General features: G+C 45.0%; 16 protein-coding genes. 5 read left to right on the top strand and 11 right to left on the bottom strand.

What is annotated here, in order from left to right:
• Window positions 1–92 precede the first annotated feature (92 nt).
• Window positions 93–716 (top strand): potassium channel family protein, encoded by a 624-nt coding sequence (locus ACVS9P_RS10715; RefSeq protein ID WP_452103523.1) that lies wholly within the window; start codon window positions 93–95, stop codon window positions 714–716.
• A 15-nt stretch (window positions 717–731) separates the two neighbouring features.
• A complete protein-coding gene (locus ACVS9P_RS10710; protein WP_452103522.1) occupies window positions 732–1,388 on the top strand; it encodes a potassium channel family protein in 657 nt (218 codons plus the stop codon).
• Between the two features lie 59 nt (window positions 1,389–1,447).
• On the opposite strand, the gene ACVS9P_RS10705 is transcribed toward ACVS9P_RS10710, so the two are convergent.
• The gene (locus ACVS9P_RS10705) at window positions 1,448–1,951 is read right to left on the bottom strand and encodes a cob(I)yrinic acid a,c-diamide adenosyltransferase (protein ID WP_452103521.1); all 504 of its coding nucleotides are present in this window, start codon (window positions 1,949–1,951) and stop codon (window positions 1,448–1,450) included.
• A gap of 180 nt (window positions 1,952–2,131) precedes the next feature.
• Here ACVS9P_RS10705 and ACVS9P_RS10700 point away from each other — a divergent pair, with 180 nt between their 5' ends.
• The 3 genes from ACVS9P_RS10700 to ACVS9P_RS10690 all read left to right on the top strand — a co-directional run bounded on the left by ACVS9P_RS10700 (window position 2,132) and on the right by ACVS9P_RS10690 (window position 5,323).
• Window positions 2,132–3,676, top strand: a complete 1,545-nt coding sequence (locus tag ACVS9P_RS10700; RefSeq protein ID WP_452103520.1) for a S1C family serine protease — start codon at window positions 2,132–2,134, stop codon at window positions 3,674–3,676.
• 136 nt (window positions 3,677–3,812) lie between these two features.
• Window positions 3,813–4,550 (top strand): MerR family transcriptional regulator, encoded by a 738-nt coding sequence (locus ACVS9P_RS10695; RefSeq protein WP_452103519.1) that lies wholly within the window; start codon window positions 3,813–3,815, stop codon window positions 4,548–4,550.
• Between the two features lie 98 nt (window positions 4,551–4,648).
• Window positions 4,649–5,323: a YoaK family protein gene (locus ACVS9P_RS10690; RefSeq protein WP_452103518.1), complete on the top strand. Its 675-nt coding sequence runs from the start codon at window positions 4,649–4,651 to the stop codon at window positions 5,321–5,323.
• Window positions 5,324–5,369: 46 nt separating this feature from the next.
• On the opposite strand, the gene ACVS9P_RS10685 is transcribed toward ACVS9P_RS10690, so the two are convergent.
• The 10 genes from ACVS9P_RS10685 to ACVS9P_RS10640 form a co-directional block, all read right to left on the bottom strand.
• On the bottom strand, window positions 5,370–6,785 hold the full coding sequence (locus ACVS9P_RS10685; RefSeq protein ID WP_452103517.1) for a lipopolysaccharide biosynthesis protein: 1,416 nt from the start codon (window positions 6,783–6,785) through the stop codon (window positions 5,370–5,372).
• Between the two features lie 219 nt (window positions 6,786–7,004).
• Window positions 7,005–7,685: a V-type ATP synthase subunit D gene (locus ACVS9P_RS10680; RefSeq protein ID WP_452103516.1), complete on the bottom strand. Its 681-nt coding sequence runs from the start codon at window positions 7,683–7,685 to the stop codon at window positions 7,005–7,007.
• 37 nt (window positions 7,686–7,722) lie between these two features.
• Window positions 7,723–9,099: a V-type ATP synthase subunit B gene (locus ACVS9P_RS10675; protein ID WP_452103515.1), complete on the bottom strand. Its 1,377-nt coding sequence runs from the start codon at window positions 9,097–9,099 to the stop codon at window positions 7,723–7,725.
• Complete coding sequence (locus ACVS9P_RS10670) at window positions 9,100–10,872, bottom strand: V-type ATP synthase subunit A (protein ID WP_452103514.1); 1,773 nt, start codon at window positions 10,870–10,872, stop codon at window positions 9,100–9,102.
• A 17-nt stretch (window positions 10,873–10,889) separates the two neighbouring features.
• Window positions 10,890–11,210 (bottom strand): V-type ATP synthase subunit F, encoded by a 321-nt coding sequence (locus tag ACVS9P_RS10665; protein ID WP_452104709.1) that lies wholly within the window; start codon window positions 11,208–11,210, stop codon window positions 10,890–10,892.
• Window positions 11,211–11,228: 18 nt separating this feature from the next.
• The gene (locus tag ACVS9P_RS10660) at window positions 11,229–12,194 is read right to left on the bottom strand and encodes a V-type ATPase subunit (protein WP_452103513.1); all 966 of its coding nucleotides are present in this window, start codon (window positions 12,192–12,194) and stop codon (window positions 11,229–11,231) included.
• 3 nt (window positions 12,195–12,197) lie between these two features.
• Window positions 12,198–12,800 (bottom strand): V-type ATP synthase subunit E, encoded by a 603-nt coding sequence (locus ACVS9P_RS10655; protein WP_452103512.1) that lies wholly within the window; start codon window positions 12,798–12,800, stop codon window positions 12,198–12,200.
• Between the two features lie 45 nt (window positions 12,801–12,845).
• Window positions 12,846–13,328: a V-type ATP synthase subunit K gene (locus ACVS9P_RS10650; RefSeq protein WP_452103511.1), complete on the bottom strand. Its 483-nt coding sequence runs from the start codon at window positions 13,326–13,328 to the stop codon at window positions 12,846–12,848.
• Between the two features lie 4 nt (window positions 13,329–13,332).
• Window positions 13,333–15,348, bottom strand: coding sequence for a V-type ATP synthase subunit I (locus tag ACVS9P_RS10645; RefSeq protein WP_452103510.1), 2,016 nt, complete (start codon window positions 15,346–15,348; stop codon window positions 13,333–13,335).
• Window positions 15,349–15,364: 16 nt separating this feature from the next.
• On the bottom strand, window positions 15,365–15,676 hold the full coding sequence (locus tag ACVS9P_RS10640) for a hypothetical protein (protein WP_452103509.1): 312 nt from the start codon (window positions 15,674–15,676) through the stop codon (window positions 15,365–15,367).
• Window positions 15,677–15,702 lie beyond the last annotated feature (26 nt).

Genomic DNA, 15,702 nt, shown 5'->3' with positions numbered 1-15,702 from the left:
AGAATCTTGTATTCCAGAGCCATTTATGATATACTCGGATATATTTTTGAGATTTACCGAAGAGTGGTAATTAAGCAGGAGGAAACGAAATTATGAATGTTCTAGTGGTGGGATGTGGACGTCTTGGTTCCCAGATCGCTGCAATCATGGATTCTATGGGGCATGACGTGGCAGTTGTGGATGAGCATCCGGAACTTTTTTATCGGCTGCCGACCGATTTTAGCGGGATGACCGTAACGGGAATGCCAATGGATTTAAGGATCCTGAAGAATGCCGGAGTGGAAAACTGCGATATGGCGGCGGTTGTTACTCCGGACGATAATTTGAATATTACGGTGACACAGATTATTCAGCAGTTTTTTAAAGTGGAAAATGTTGTTACGAGAATCAGCGATCCGGCTCGAGAAGAGGTATTTACGGCATTTGGTCTGCAAACGGTTTGCCCAACCAATCTTGCCGGCGATATGATTGTGCAGGCGCTTGTCAATCCAAATCAGAGTAAACAGATGGCTTTTGGCACTGCCAATGCAGCGTTCCATACTTATCCGGTAGAAAGCTTTATGATCGGGAAGCAACTTGGCAGTATCGGTGTGAATGGAGAAGAAGTCCCATTTGCTTTGCTGCAAAAGGATGGAACGATGATCTTGGTCGGAAAAGATCCGGATTATCTGATTCAGCGGGAAGACCGTATGATTTGGGCACAGGTCATTGATTGATCGGAGGGGAATCTTGTGAATATTGTAATTATGGGTGGCGGTAAACTTGGCCGTCAGCTGGCACTTAATATGCTGGAACGAAAAAGCACAGTACAGATTATCGAAAAGGATCGTCTGCGGAGTCTGCGCCTTGCAAACGAACTCGATTTAGAGGTCATCTCCGGAAACGGAACGGAACTGGAAATATTGAAAGAAGCACGAACTTCTGAAGCGGATTGCTTTTTGGCAGTCAGCGGTAGTGATCAGGATAACTTGGTGGCCTGTCAGTTGGCAAAGCAGACTTTCGGCGTAAAAAAGGTAATTGCTCGAGCCAATGATCCGCGAAATTTAACGGCGCTGCGGGTCTTGGGAATCGATATTGTTGTGAGCAGTACTGAAATTATTACCAATATGATTGAGCAGGAAGTGAACGTCAGTGAGATGCACCTTCTGACAACTCTGAACCGTGGTCGTGCTGCCATTGTAGCAATGACGCTGACCGACCGTTCGACCATAAACGGAACCAAGCTGCGGGATGTGGAGCTGCCGAACGGTTCACTGATTGTTTCTGTTTTGCGGGACGGACAAATGATTATTCCAAACGGCGATTTAGTCTTTTCTTCGGGAGACGAAATTGTGGCAGTCTGTGAAGGAAAATCACAGAAAGACCTGAATCGAATTTTATCAAGATGAAGAAATCAAACATTTAAAAAGGATAGACACAAACGATTTGTGTTTATCCTTTTTTCTAATTAAAATTCAATCCCTGCGCGTGCCGCTGCGCCATGATCAAAGGGATGTTTTTTCTTTTTCATTTCGGTTACATAATCGCACAAGGCTTCGATCTCCGGGTCCGATTCATGCCCGGTCAGAATGAGCTCCCGATTTTGCGGAAAATGATGGAGTAAAAGGAGCAGATCAGTTCGGGAGAGAAATCCGATTTTTACAGCGTCAGTAACTTCATCTAAAATTAATACATCATAGGGCGTTTTTTGAGCAAAATAAAAAGCATTCTGCCAAAAAAGAGCTGCTTCTTCCTTTTCACTTTGATTCATCTGATTTGTAAATTTGAGATGTTCCGGATTTGGCAGAACCTGAAATCCTGGAAGCGACTGTAGAATCTGACGTTCGGCGGAGTGATTGTCTTTTAAAAATTGCAGCAGAGTTACTTTTTTACCAGCGCCGCACGCGCGAATGCCAAGCCCTAAAGCGGCAGAAGTTTTTCCTTTTCCATATCCATAATAATAATGAATCATTCTTTTTAAAGCCCCTTTTTGTTGCATTAATTTTAGTGTATACCGGTTTTTAAAAAAACAAAAGCGAAAAATTAATTTTTTTTGCGAAGAATCATAAAATAATGAGAGGCCTATCACCTGATTTTCACATAGATTCGTTATTCTAAAGCCATAAATTAAAAATGAAAGGGTGTATTTCTCATGTATGATCCCAATGATGAGAAAAATGTTCAGGGAAATCATTCCGATATGAATAATTCTTCGATCAATTCTTATGGGGGAAAGGACAGCGAGACTTCTTGGGAAGGCGGTTGCTATCATTCCGGCTCGCAGCATAATGGCAGATGGCAGTCGGATTCAAAAGAAGACCAATCATCGGATTTTTATTCCAGTTCTGCTTCCCGCTATCAAGATCCCGCTGGCCAAAATGAAAATTCGAGGGGGCAATGGCATCAGAATACATGGCAAGCTCCGAATACACAGCCCCCGGTGAAAAATGCTCGGGAGAAAAAGAATCATTCCGGAAAAAAAGGAACCGGAAAGCGAATCCTTGCTTGTGTGCTGATTTGCTTTTTGGTTTCAGCCGCAACACTTGGCGGATTTATCGCGTTGGTGAATAACAATGTCATTAAATTTGGAAACTCCGGCGGCAGCGGCAGCGTTTTTACGGTAAATAAGCTGATCAACGATACGGCGAGCGGTGCTACCAATACTTCTTCTACCGGAACGACACAGCTTTTAACAAAGCAGCAGGCAGCAGCAAAAGTAACTCCTGCAGTAGTCTGTATTGAGAATTACCAGAATACTACCTCGAATTTCTCAGGCTACAGCAAAAATCAGCAGGGCGGAAGCGCTGCTGGGAATACGGCAAGCAGCAGCGATGGCGGTGTAGAAGGAGCTCCTTCCAGTGAAGGCTCCGGCATCATCGCAACATCAGACGGATATATCATCACCAATGCGCATGTCGTGGAAGGCGCTACCGGTTTAAAGGTGATTTTGTCGGATGGTTCTACCTATCAGGCGAAGCTGGTAGGAAGTGACAGCGTCACAGACCTTGCACTTTTAAAAATTGATGCGACCGGCCTTACAGCCGCAGAATTTGGTTCCAGTTCCGATCTTCAGGTCGGAGATGATGTTCTGGCAATTGGCAACCCGGGCGGTACTGCATTAAACTCTACGGTTACTTTTGGCAACGTTTCTGCTCTGGAGCGGCAAATTACCACTTCCAGCGGCTATACCATGAAATTTATCCAGACTGATGCGGCGATTAACCCTGGCAATTCCGGTGGAGCACTCGTCAATCTCTATGGGCAGGTAATTGGGATTAATTCCAACAAATATACCGAAGTAGGCAATACTACAGCCGAAGGTTTGGGTTTTGCAATTCCGATTGATACGGCTCAGCCTGTTATCAACGATCTCAAACAGTATGGATATGTAAAAGACCGTGCAATGCTGGGCGTTACCGGAACGATGGTCGATTCTATGACGGCTCGTTTCTATAATTTGCAGGTTGGTTATATGATCGAGTCGGTCAGCAATGATTCCTTAAAGCAGGCAGGACTGCAAAAGGGAGATATTATTACAAAGATTGATGATACGAATGTGACCTCCTCCGGAACGATTACAAACGTTGTGGTCAGCAAAAAGCCGGGCGATACCGTGACCCTTGAAGTTTATCATGCTTCTTCTCATCAGACCTCAACGATAACAGCTACTCTTATCCAGGTTCAGGATGCTGGCTAAAAATCGAATTAGATGATTCAAAAAGGTTCAGCGAAAGCTGGGCCTTTTTTATGTTTTAAAAATTTTTTAAAAAGCCTTGACTCTTACGTTACGTCATAGTATAAACTAAAAATTGTTGAAAGAGAGGCAGAAAAGAATGAAATTAACCGTTCATGAACTCGCAAAGGAAACAGGAATCAGTGTGCGTGCGCTGCATTATTACGATGAAATCCACTTACTTCGTCCGGAAGAAGTAAGCGATTCGGGATATCGTTTTTATGGAGAGCAGCAAATCAAGCGGCTTTCGCAGATCCTATTTTTCAGAGAACTGGAATTTCCGTTGAGAGAAATTCAAAAAATTCTTGATAGCCCCAATTTCGATGAAAGAAAAGCGCTGCTTTCTCATCGCCATCTTCTTGTACTCAAGAAAGAGCGCTATGACCGGTTGATCGAGTCAATCGATCAAATTTTGAAAGGAGATTCTAAAATGAATTTTAAAGCATTTGATAAAACAGAATACGAAAATGCGCAGAAAGCATATCAGGAAGAAGCCCAGGAGAGATGGGGAACCTCTAAAGAATGGAAGGAGTATCAGGAAAAAATGAAGACGAAGCCGAAGAAATCGGTAGACATCATAGAGGAAGGAGAAGTCTTTTGGAAGCGCTTTGCACAGCACCTTTCTGAAAAGCCTGATTCTCCGGCTGTGCAGGAATTGGTCGGCGAATGGCAAAAATATCTGACCGAGAATTTTTATACCTGCAGCGATGAGATGCTGGGCCATCTAGGAGAGATGTATGTATCCGACGAACGATTTACTGCCTACTATGAGCAGTTTGGAAAAGGGATGGCACAGTTCGTTTGTGATGCAATCAGAGCTTACTGCAAAACCCATTGATTCTTGCCGAACAGACGGATTTAAAGCAGACACTGGTCTTTTCCATGAATATCTGTTAAAATATAATGGAATAAAAGTGGAAAAGAGGAAGAAACAGCGTGAAGCGAGATTTCCTGCATCAACCGATTTCGATTCATGAAATGTTGCCGGTAGGAGCGTTGCTGGCGGTTACCGGCGGATACCTAGATGCTTATACGTATTTGATTCGCGGCGGGGTTTTTGCGAATGCAGAGACCGGAAATTTGGTTTTATTCGCAATGAAACTAGCAAGCGGTGATATGAAAGTTGCTATGCGGTGCCTTGTGCAGATCGTGGCTTTTTTCTGTGGAGTGCTTTGTGCAGAGGGAATCAAACGGCATTTTGCAAGACGTCAGATTTTAGCTTGGGAGCATATGGTGATTCTTTTAGAAATGTTCCTTTTGTTTCTGGCAGGATTTGTTCCGCAGACATTTCCTGATGTGATTGTCAATTTGACGATTGCCTTTGTTTGTGCACTGCAAGTGAATACTTTCCGCAAAACGGCCGGGATGCCCTATGCGACTACCATGTGTACCGGAAACCTGCGCAGCGGTGCGGAACATTTTTATCGGTTCCTTTTTGAAAAAGACCGATCTGAAGGGCGTGCTGCAGGGAGATATCTATTTATTATCGCAATGTTTGCCCTGGGTGCAGTTCTTGGAGCAGTGTTCAGCCAATTGTTAGGAGCGCAATCAATTTGGGTATGCTGCGGAACCCTTTTTGTGATCTTTATCATGATGCTTGTCGGAAAATAAGAAGAGCGGCTTTTCGTTATGAAAGCCGCTCTTTTAATATTTACTTTTATTTTTTTAATGATCTTTCTTTTTTTGCAGGAATAACTTTCCGAATTGTCTGTATGAGAAGTTTTAAATTGATCAGAAGCATGAATACGGTCAAAACAGAGCACCAGATTTGCCAGCCTGGAATTGAGAAAATCATAAAGACACTTTCCACAATTAAAATAAGGGTATCGACGGTTATGCGGAAAACGTTAAAGTTTATGGGGATAAATCGCCTGGTGTCGATTACCCGTGTAATGAACATGATTAAGTAAGAACAGACAGTTGCAAATGCGGCACCATTTGGGCCAAAAGGACCAATCAAAAGAAAATTCAAAATAAGGTTTGCTCCGGCGCCTAAAACCGTTGTTACCATGTTGTTAAAGCTCTTTTTTTCTACGATATAGATCGTGCCGAGAAAACTGCAGAGACAGGCATAGGCTGTTCCAATTACGAGAATTGGGAGATAGATCCAACCTTCATGATAATCTTTGCTCGTCATGACACTCATCAGAGGACGGCAGAGCAGAATCAAAACAGCGCTTCCGGAAAAGATCAAAGCGCAAAGCGCTTTAAACACTCTGGTAAAAAAGCTGGCGCGTCCTTTTTCTTCGGTAATGGCGCTCATCTGCCACGCGTCCATAAAAATGCTGCTCAGCATGGTAATCAGGTTTGGAATTTTATAGGCTGCGGAGAAAGCACCGTTGACAGCGTCTCCAAGCATATTTGCGACCATCAGCCGGTCGCTGGAGTTTGTAATCCAGAAACAGATTTTGCTGGGGATCAGCGGAATGGTAAACTGGGTCATTTCCCGGAAAATCGGTTTTTGATAGCCTTTGAAACGCACAAATTTATGAAGATCGGCAACCCAGAAAAGGAAAATCGAGCTTAAAGCGTCCGAAAGAATGATTCCAAGAAGATAACCGGTTACACCGAGATGGAATGGATAAAGCAGAAGAAGCGTCAGCGTCAAATTGGTAAAAGTGGCGAGAATTCCATCAAAAGCATAAAGCTTAACCATGTTTCGCGCTCGCACAAATTGGCTACATACGCTTCTTAGAGAGCTGGTAAAAACAAAGATGGAAACTAGAATTTCACGTCCCTGCATAAAGCTTAGAAAACTGATTTTGCTCAGGAGCGGAGAGCACAACAATAGGACGGCAAATCCACTAAAGACAGAAAGTAAACCGGTCGTAAAGACATCCGGTTTTCGGTAATGTTTATCGAGACCAAAGCGGATAATACCGTCGACGATCTGCAAAGAAAAAATGGGGAACAGAAGGTTGCCCATATCCTGCAAAAGCGTAGCGGTACTATAGTCTGATTTACTTAAAACGTTGGTAACGAACGGCAGCATCAAAAAAACGAGAATTTTTGAGCTAAAAGTGCCAACTGCAAAGATCAGGGTGTTTGATAGTAATTTCTTGTATTTATTCAACGTTCAGACGCTCCATCGCTTTTTAAATTTAGACAGAAAAGAATTTGATAAGCCGTATTATACCATAATGAGAGAAAAAATACTATCCCTTTGCTGATGGAAGACGGTTCATTTTTTCTTATAAATTGATCATGAAATGGGATAAAATAAAACGGTGTAAAACATAAAAAAGCTTCTGCCTTAAAAATGAAATCAGGCAGAAGCTTTTTATCATAAAATTTAATTTTGTGGAACTTCTTCTAAGAGTCTTTCTTTGTAATGGTGCGCTTCTTCGAGCATCATATCTTTTACCTTCATCAGACGAATCTGTGTGCTGCGCTCGTTTTCGTCCAATTTCATTGTAATATATTTAATGTTGCTTTGTAGATCCGGAATTATCACATGTTCCAGCGCATTTACCCGTCTGCGGGTCTTTTCAATCTCTTCTGCCATCAGTTGGCAGGATTTTTCTGTCTCCGCAAGGTGAAGCATATCCGGGAGAAGTTCAGAGAGTGAATGTACAGCGGAATCAAGATCTGCGCTCGTAAAGGCAAAGCCATAGGAATAAATATCGTTCGGGTCCGAAGTGCGGGTATGATAGGTAAAAGCAGGGATCTCAACGCTCATTACATTTCGAGTCCCGCATTCTACCGAAACCTCTTGTTTTGGCGCTAAAAGTGCCACATCAAGGACTTCGTCCTGCATTCCGGCGCGAGCCAGCAGGAAGTTTTTGTTGGCTTTATAAATTCCGGCTTCCACTTTTTCCCGCAGTGCTTTGTTTTCCCGTACCAGATCTAAAAACTGACGCATCAATTCGTCCCGCTTATCTTTGAGCAGCTTGTGCCCGCGGGTGGCTGTTACGAGTTTCTTTTTTAGCCGGGTCAGTTCCATTCTGGTTGGATTAATATGGGTCGAAGCCATTTGACTTTCCTCCTTTCTGCGTTACAGTTTTTGGGCGTTATTGGACTTTCCCATAATATTTGTCAAGATATTCGTCCTTGATTCGCTTTAATTCACTGCGTGGCAGAATGGAAAGAAGTTTCCAGCCAATATTCAGCGTTTCTTCAATGCTGCGGTTGGTATAATATCCCTGCGAAACATATTCTCGCTCAAATTCATCAGCAAATTTTGCATAGAGCTTATCGATATCGGTAAGAGCCGCTTCACCTAAAACCGTCATTAGTTCTTTTGCGTCTTTGCCGCGGGCATAAGCTGCGAAAAGCTGGTTCATCGTATTTGAGTGGTCGGCGCGCGTTTTGCCTTCGCCAATGCCCTTGTCCTTTAGACGGGAAAGACTTGGCAAAACGTCAATCGGCGGCGTAATTCCTTTTCGATAAAGTTCACGGGAAAGAATGATTTGTCCCTCCGTAATGTATCCGGTCAGATCGGGGATCGGGTGAGTCTTGTCGTCTTCCGGCATCGTCAGGATCGGGATCAGCGTAATGGAACCGGATTTGCCTTTTTGGCGTCCGGCGCGTTCATAGAGGGAAGCTAAATCCGTGTACATGTAGCCCGGATAGCCACGGCGCCCCGGAACTTCTTTTCGTGCGGCGGAAACTTCACGCAGAGCGTCGGCGTAGTTTGTAATATCGGTCATGATCACGAGAACGTGCATGTTCTTCTGGAAAGCCAAATATTCGGCAGCGGTGAGTGCCATACGCGGGGTCGCGATTCGTTCGACTGCGGGATCGTTCGCCAAATTTACAAAGAGGACAGTACGGTCGATTGCACCGGTTTCACGGAAGGATTCTATAAAAAAGTTTGCTTCCTCAAAAGTGATGCCCATTGCGGCAAAAACGACCGCAAAAGGCTCATCTGTACCAATTACCTTTGCCTGCCGCGCAATCTGGGCGGCAAGATTGGCATGGGGGAGACCAGAGGCGGAGAAGATCGGCAGCTTTTGTCCACGGACAAGGGTATTTAAACCGTCGATCGCAGAAATGCCCGTTTGGATAAATTCCTGCGGGTAGTTGCGGGCTGCGGGGTTCATAGGAAGGCCGTTAATATCGAGCCTTTTTTCCGGAAGAATGTCAGGACCATTATCGATTGGACGGCCAAGACCATCGAAAACACGCGAAAGCATATCTTCGGAGACACCAAGTTCCATGCTGCGCCCTAAGAAACGCACCTTACTGTTGGAAAGGTTGATGCCGGTGCTGTCTTCGAATAGCTGAACTAGTGCATTGCTGCCGTCAATTTCCAAAACTTTGCAGCGCCGCTTTTCGCCATCTGAAAGCTCAATTTCACCTAACTCATCATAGGCGACACCTTCTACTCCGCGAACCAGCATCAGAGGGCCGGCAATTTCTTGGATCGTTTTATATTCTTTAGGCATTTATGCTTCCTCCTTTTTTGTGAGGATATCTGCAATCTCTTTGGAAAGCTCGCGTTCGATTGCGGAAAATTCTTCATCGGTCTTGTCAACGGAAAGATATTTAAAACGACCGATCTGCTCACGCACAGGCAGCTTGACGAGATCATCGATGCAAGCTCCCTTTTGCAGTGCATCATTGGAGAAATCATAGTAGGAAAGAACCATTTTCATCATTTGATACTGCTTTTGAAGTGGGGTGTAAGTATCTACTTCATGGAAAGCATCTTGGTGCAGAAAATCTTCACGAATACTGCGGGCGGCTTCCAGCGTTAGGCGGTCAGGTGCCGAGAGTGCATCCATGCCGACCAGCTGAACAATCTCATTGAGCTCGTTTTCTTTCTGCAGAATCTGCATGATCCTTCCCCGCAGGGACATCCAATCCGGTTCTACGTGGGAGTTAAACCATTTTTCCATCTTATCTACATAGAGAGAATAAGAAGTTAACCAGTTGATAGCAGGGAAGTGACGCTTATAAGCAAGGTCGGAGTCAAGACTCCAGAAGACCTTAACGATTCGTAAAGTTGCCTGGGAAACCGGTTCGGAAATATCGCCGCCCGGAGGGGAAACAGCGCCGATCACCGAAAGGGAACCTTCCCGATCATCACTGCCGAGAACTTTTACTCGCCCGGCGCGTTCGTAGAACTGTGCAAGTCGGCTGCCGAGATAAGCGGGGTAGCCTTCTTCACCGGGCATTTCTTCCAAACGTCCGCTCATTTCCCGCAGGGCCTCTGCCCAACGGGAGGTGGAATCTGCCATCAGTGCAACAGAATAGCCCATATCGCGAAAATATTCAGCAATCGTAATGCCGGTATAAATACTGGCTTCACGCGCGGCAACCGGCATATCGGAAGTATTGGCGATTAAAACGGTGCGTTCCATTAAAGAAAAACCGGTTTTCGGGTCTTTTAATTCCGGAAATTCATTCAAAACATCTGTCATCTCGTTGCCGCGTTCTCCGCAGCCGATGTAGACGACAATATCGGCTTCTGCCCATTTTGCAAGCTGATGTTGCACAACGGTTTTGCCGGAACCAAAAGGCCCCGGTACAGCCGCAACGCCGCCTTTGGCGATGGGGAACAGCGTATCAATGACGCGCTGGCCGGTGACGAGCGGCATATCCGGCGAGAGCTTTTTCTGATAGGGGCGTCCTTTGCGGACAGGCCATTTCTGCATGAGTGTCACTTTATGTTTAATTCCATTTTCGCCTTTTATTTCTGCAATGAAATCAGTGACTTTATAGTCCCCTTCGCGGATAGAAGTAATGACACCGCCTGCGCCTTTTGGTACCATGATCCGATCGGTAATGATCTCGGTTTCTTGTACAATACCGAGAATGTCGCCTTCTTTTACTGGATCACCGGCCTTCTTTGAAGGGGTAAAGTGCCAAACTTTTTCTCGATCGAGGCTGGGAATTTCTACGCCGCGATGCAGATTATTGCCGCTTTCTTCCATGATCTTAACAAGCGGCCGCTGGATTCCGTCATAGATACTGCCCAAGAGGCCGGGCCCAAGCTCTACCGAAAGCGGGGCGTTGGTACTTTCTACCGGTTCTCCGGGGCCGAGTCCGCTGGTTTCTTCATAGACCTGAATGGAGGCTTGGTCGCCGTGAATTTCGATAATTTCGCCAATCAGCCGTTGGGCACTGACACGTACCACGTCAAACATATTGGCGTCTCGCATTCCTTCGGCGATCACCAGAGGTCCGGCTACTTTTTTTATGGTTCCGATGCTCATTCTATTTTCACCTGCTTTTAATCATTATTAAAAATAATATCCGAACCGACGGCTTGCTCTACACTGCGCTTGACTGCCCGGATTCCCTCTCCAGTATTTCCGGAGATACCGGGAATTAAGATGACCGCGGGAAGCGGTTGCGTGCGCAGACAGTCGATTTCCGGCTGAATTTGACAAGCTAAGGATTCGGTAATATAGATCACCGCATAATTCTGCTCCGAAAGCTGCCGCAGAAGATGGGCACCTTTTTCGGGGTCAGAAACTGGAAAGGTGGCAAGCCCCAGGGCAGCAAATCCATAGATGCTGTCCCGGTCGCCGAGCACTGCAATTTTATACATCATAGACACTTCCCTTTTTCAGACCACATAAAGTTCCCGCATGCGCTGGCGGATAAATTCTTGAGGCATCCCGTTGCGCTTACCGGAGAGCAGAATCCGTACCGATTTGAGTTCCGTTTCTTTGGCAATCAGAAAGGCTGCCAAAGGGCCAAGCGTAAAGGGGTTATAGAGTTCTTTTCGAATTTGGCGGATGATCAGGTTATCGCACCAACTTTCGAAAGCGGAAGCGGATTCTCTGAGAGAATCGATTGCGTCTGCATAGCGGCTGGTGGAGAGAACGTCGAAGATAGCTTCTTCGCTCTGGGTCGCAGCCTTTGCCAGACGGTCGGCATCCAGAGAGTCGCAGGGGGCTAGTGAACGTTCGATCAGGGAGAGTGGCTTTCCGGTATGAAATGCGCGAACCGCGATCTTGATATCGGCAGCGGCCACCGTTAGCTCTGCATATTCTCGAATGGCTTCGGTATCAGAAGCTTTTCCGGCTTTTTCGATGGCGCAAAGACAAGCTTTGTCCAGAATTAAATCGCATAACTGTCCGTCTCTCGTATGGAGAAGCGCTTCAAAAGCTTCCTGTGCGGGAGTCTGCATTTCTTCGGGGAGAAGATTCCACTGCGATTTTTGGACAGCTGTCTGAATTCTTTCCACGGGAACGGTTCCGTTTGGAATATAAACGCTCGGCATGGAAGTATTGGTACAGCGCAGCTTAATTGCCGCTTTTAGGTTGTGATAATCATTTTTTAAAAGAAAGACGTTAAAAACACTCAAATCAGAGACCAGTTCTGAAAGAAGATCCCATGTCTTTTTTTGTTCGGCCGCGAACATTTTATCAACACCATTTTGGGGATCCCAGCCTTTTCCAGCCAGAAGATTAAGGCAGTCTTCTTCTGTTTTTGCACCAATCAGCTGATCCATCATCGAAGAATTCAGCAAAGAAAGTTCTTTTGAGCGAATTCGTGCAACTGCATAAGGATAAAGATTTTTTGCCATGTCTCAGTCTCCTTCCGGAAAAAGCAGAGTGGCGGCCTTGTCCTGCATTTGTTCTTTTTGTGCGTCAAAGAGTGCCTCAAAAGAGCAGTTTTCCTCGATCCCGCCATAGGAAAGAATCAGTCCTCCTGAAATCAATTTTGTTTCTAGACTGAGATTTAGCGTTCCACCGGATTCTTTTGCCTGCGCATCTGCCTTTTCGGCGAAATCCTTTGGCATTCTCTGAAGATCCTTAGAGTTAAGAAAAATTTCACCTTTTTCTGGAAGCGCATATTTTGCAATAATTTTTAAAAGCACCTTAAAATACTCTTCTGCGGGCAGATTCAGAAGATCATTTCTGGAATCTGCCACCGTTTCTTCGATGATTTGCAGCTTTTCGTTGAGCAAAATCCGGCGTTCTTGTAAAACAGCGGCACTTTTTGAGCGTGCCTTTAGATCTTGCGCTTGCTTTTGAATCTTTTCAGAAGCAGCCCGGCGAAATTCAGCAGCGTCTATCTGTGCTTTGCCGGTAATCGTTTTCGCTTCTGCCTCTGCGGAAAGACGAATGCTTTTTGCGGTTTCTTCGGATTCGTTTTTGATCTGTTCAATAATTTTTTCTAATCCGGTCATGGATTCACGCTCCTTTGAAATAAATAGATTTTAATAAAAGGAGTTTTAGATGTTCATTCCGTTAATAGCATTCACCGAAAGAATCGAAACAAGCAGAGCAAGAATGGCGTAAGTTTCGACCATGATCGGGAAGATCATGGATTTTCCGAATTGATCGGGACGTTTGCTCAGAAGTCCCATGGAAGAAACAGAAGCGTCTGCCTGGCTGATCGCGCTGAAGAGGCCGACAATTGCGATTGGCAGGCAGGCCATCAGATAGAGGAGCCCTTTTGCGATGGAGAGGTGTGGATTTCCGCCGAGAATACCGATATTGGAAAGGGTTAAAAAAGCGATAATTAAGCCATAAATTCCCTGTGTGCCGGGAAGAAGCTCAAGAATCAAAATTTTACCGAATTTACTGGGGTCTTCGGTTACAACACCTGCTGCGGCCTGGCCGGTGCGGCCAACGCCGATTGCGGAACCTGTTCCTGCGAGAAGGGCTGCCAGAGCAGCGCCCAAAAGTGCAAATACAACTCCGAGATTTTCCATAGTTTTAATCCTCCCTAAATTTAAAGAATTTTGTATGAACGCCGAAGGGGTGAAATTTATACCCGCCGCCTTCATAGAATTTACCGAAGAATTCTACATACTGTAGGCGAACAGTGTGAACATAAGCGCCCAGCATATTGATGCCGATATTCATCGTATGGCCTAACAGAAAAACGACGATAAAGAGAATCGCTCCGCCAATTCCTCCGCCTGCCATCGTGCCCATTTGGTTAACGACGTTTGCGATGATCCCGGTCGCAAGACCGAGAGCCAACAGACGGGAGTAAGAAAGGATGTCGCTCAAATAACCGGTTGCGTTATTATAAAGAGCAAAAATTCCTTTTAAAATGCGTTTAACAGGGTTTCGGGATTCTCTTCCACTGGTCGCAATAATTCCGACGGCACCGATTATAGTGATCCAGGTGGCGGCCTGTCCTACCATCGGCGAAAAGTCCCATTTTACACCTGCCATATTTTGAAATAGAGATGTTGTAAAAAGAAGTAAAATCAGTCCGCCTACAAAGAGGTAAATAAAAACAACATCATAAATAATATCAAGGTGTGCGCCCTGTTTCCAATCCTGAAATCCTTTTACAGCGACGCCTAAGAACAGATGAATGATGCCAATGCCCAGGCAGAACATCAAAAGCCGCATGGGATCCTTAACCGGCGTAAACCATAATGCTGGGATGGCAATCTCATGCCCAAAGAAGGTAGCGGAAATTTTCTGAATGGCGTCGCCGAAAAATCCGCCGAAAAGAAATCCCCAGACCATTGTAGAGATTCCGCAAAAGAAAAACATACGGATCGATTTTCTGAGATTTGGTTCCATATTCTGATATTTTTTTAAAATAATTCCGCATGCGATGACCATTAAGAGGCCATAACCCGCATCAGAGAGCATCATACCGAAGAAAAAATAAAAGAAAAATGCAATCACGGAAGAAGGATCAACTTCTCCTTTCCCGGGGAGACTGAAAGATTCTACAACGGATTCCATTGGAGAAGTGAAGTCATTGTTTTTAAGCAGTACGGGCGCTTCTTCTTCATCGGAAAGATTTTCGATCTCTACCGCTACCCCACAGGTTTCATAAAGCTCTTTGGAAAGTTTCTCCGCATTTTCCGCAGGGACGTAGCCTGTAAGCAGAAATGTACGGCTTGACTGAATCAGTGTTCCAAGAACTTCATATTTTTCTTCCCGCATGGAGAAATAATCCACAAGAAAAGTAATCTCTTCCCGCTTGTCTGCATAAGAGGCAACCCCATCTTTGGCAGCACTGATTTCTTCCTCTGTCTTTTGAATTTCTTCCTCTAACCGTTTTGCTTCCTCTTTTGGAGGATTTGCGCATAAATTGGTCGGGCGGGAAAATCCCAAAGAACGCAAAAGTTCTTCTGACTTTTCAGAAATTGACTGGTTTACAAGCAAAAAAACGCAGGTTTGCTCTGTTGTGCTTTCAATAATTTGTGTATAGATTCCGCTTTCCGGCAATGCTTTTGAAAAAGCTTCCTCTATCATTTCATTGGTAACGCCTCCAGGCATGGTGCCGATAAATGCACTAGTCTTTCGAGTACCGGAAAATTGCAGAGGAACGTCTAGGGAAAGCCACGGATGTAAAGCTTCTAGCTGCATTTGCAGCTTTAATTTTGCTGCATTTTTTTCATGGATTTCTTTTTCGCAAGTATTAATGGCTGTTACAATTTCAAGAATGTCTTCTCGTTTTCGCTCCAGAGTGTGATATTCCTTTAGGGTGATGGCTTTGCGTCCCTCTAAAATAGCGAGCGGAGACGCTTTTCGCGGGACATAAGAGTCCAGCGTTAAAAGCGCCTGTGACGCAGACTGCTGCATCTGCTGAAACTGTGCTTTGCTGGAAGAAACGTCCATTCGGTGAAAAATGTGATCTTCTTCTTTATTAAGAGACGTAATTTCCACCACTCCACGGCACTGAAGGAGCTCTAGAGTCTGTTTGCGGTTTTTCCGCAGCCCCAAAAGGCTAATCCGCCGCATCTGTACGACCGCCATAAAAAGATCTCCTTCCTTATTCGAAAATCACGGAAAGAACTGCTTGCTTTGCAGCTTCTTTTCTAGATTGTGCTGATTTTTGCAGCAGCATTGCTTTGCGCAAGGCGTTTTCTTTTTCTTGGGCGAGAAATTGATCAGATTCGGCTTTTACGGATTGTAAAAGCGTTTGCTCTGCTTTTTGTGCTTGTATTTTGGCATCTTTTCGAATTTGATCCGCTTCTTCTTGTGCTTTTTGAAGAATTTGTTGTTTTTCTGCGGCAGCGTCCTTTTCTACCTGGTCAGCGCCTTTTTCCGTCTGCCGAATGGTATCTATGGATTCTCTGACCATAAAACTTATCACCTCACTTCGCTTTT

It is taken from the genome of Caproicibacterium sp. NSD3, from assembly GCF_053613275.1.
The sequence above is the reverse complement of the archived record's forward strand: the minus strand, read 5'-3'. Positions and strand labels throughout refer to the sequence as shown.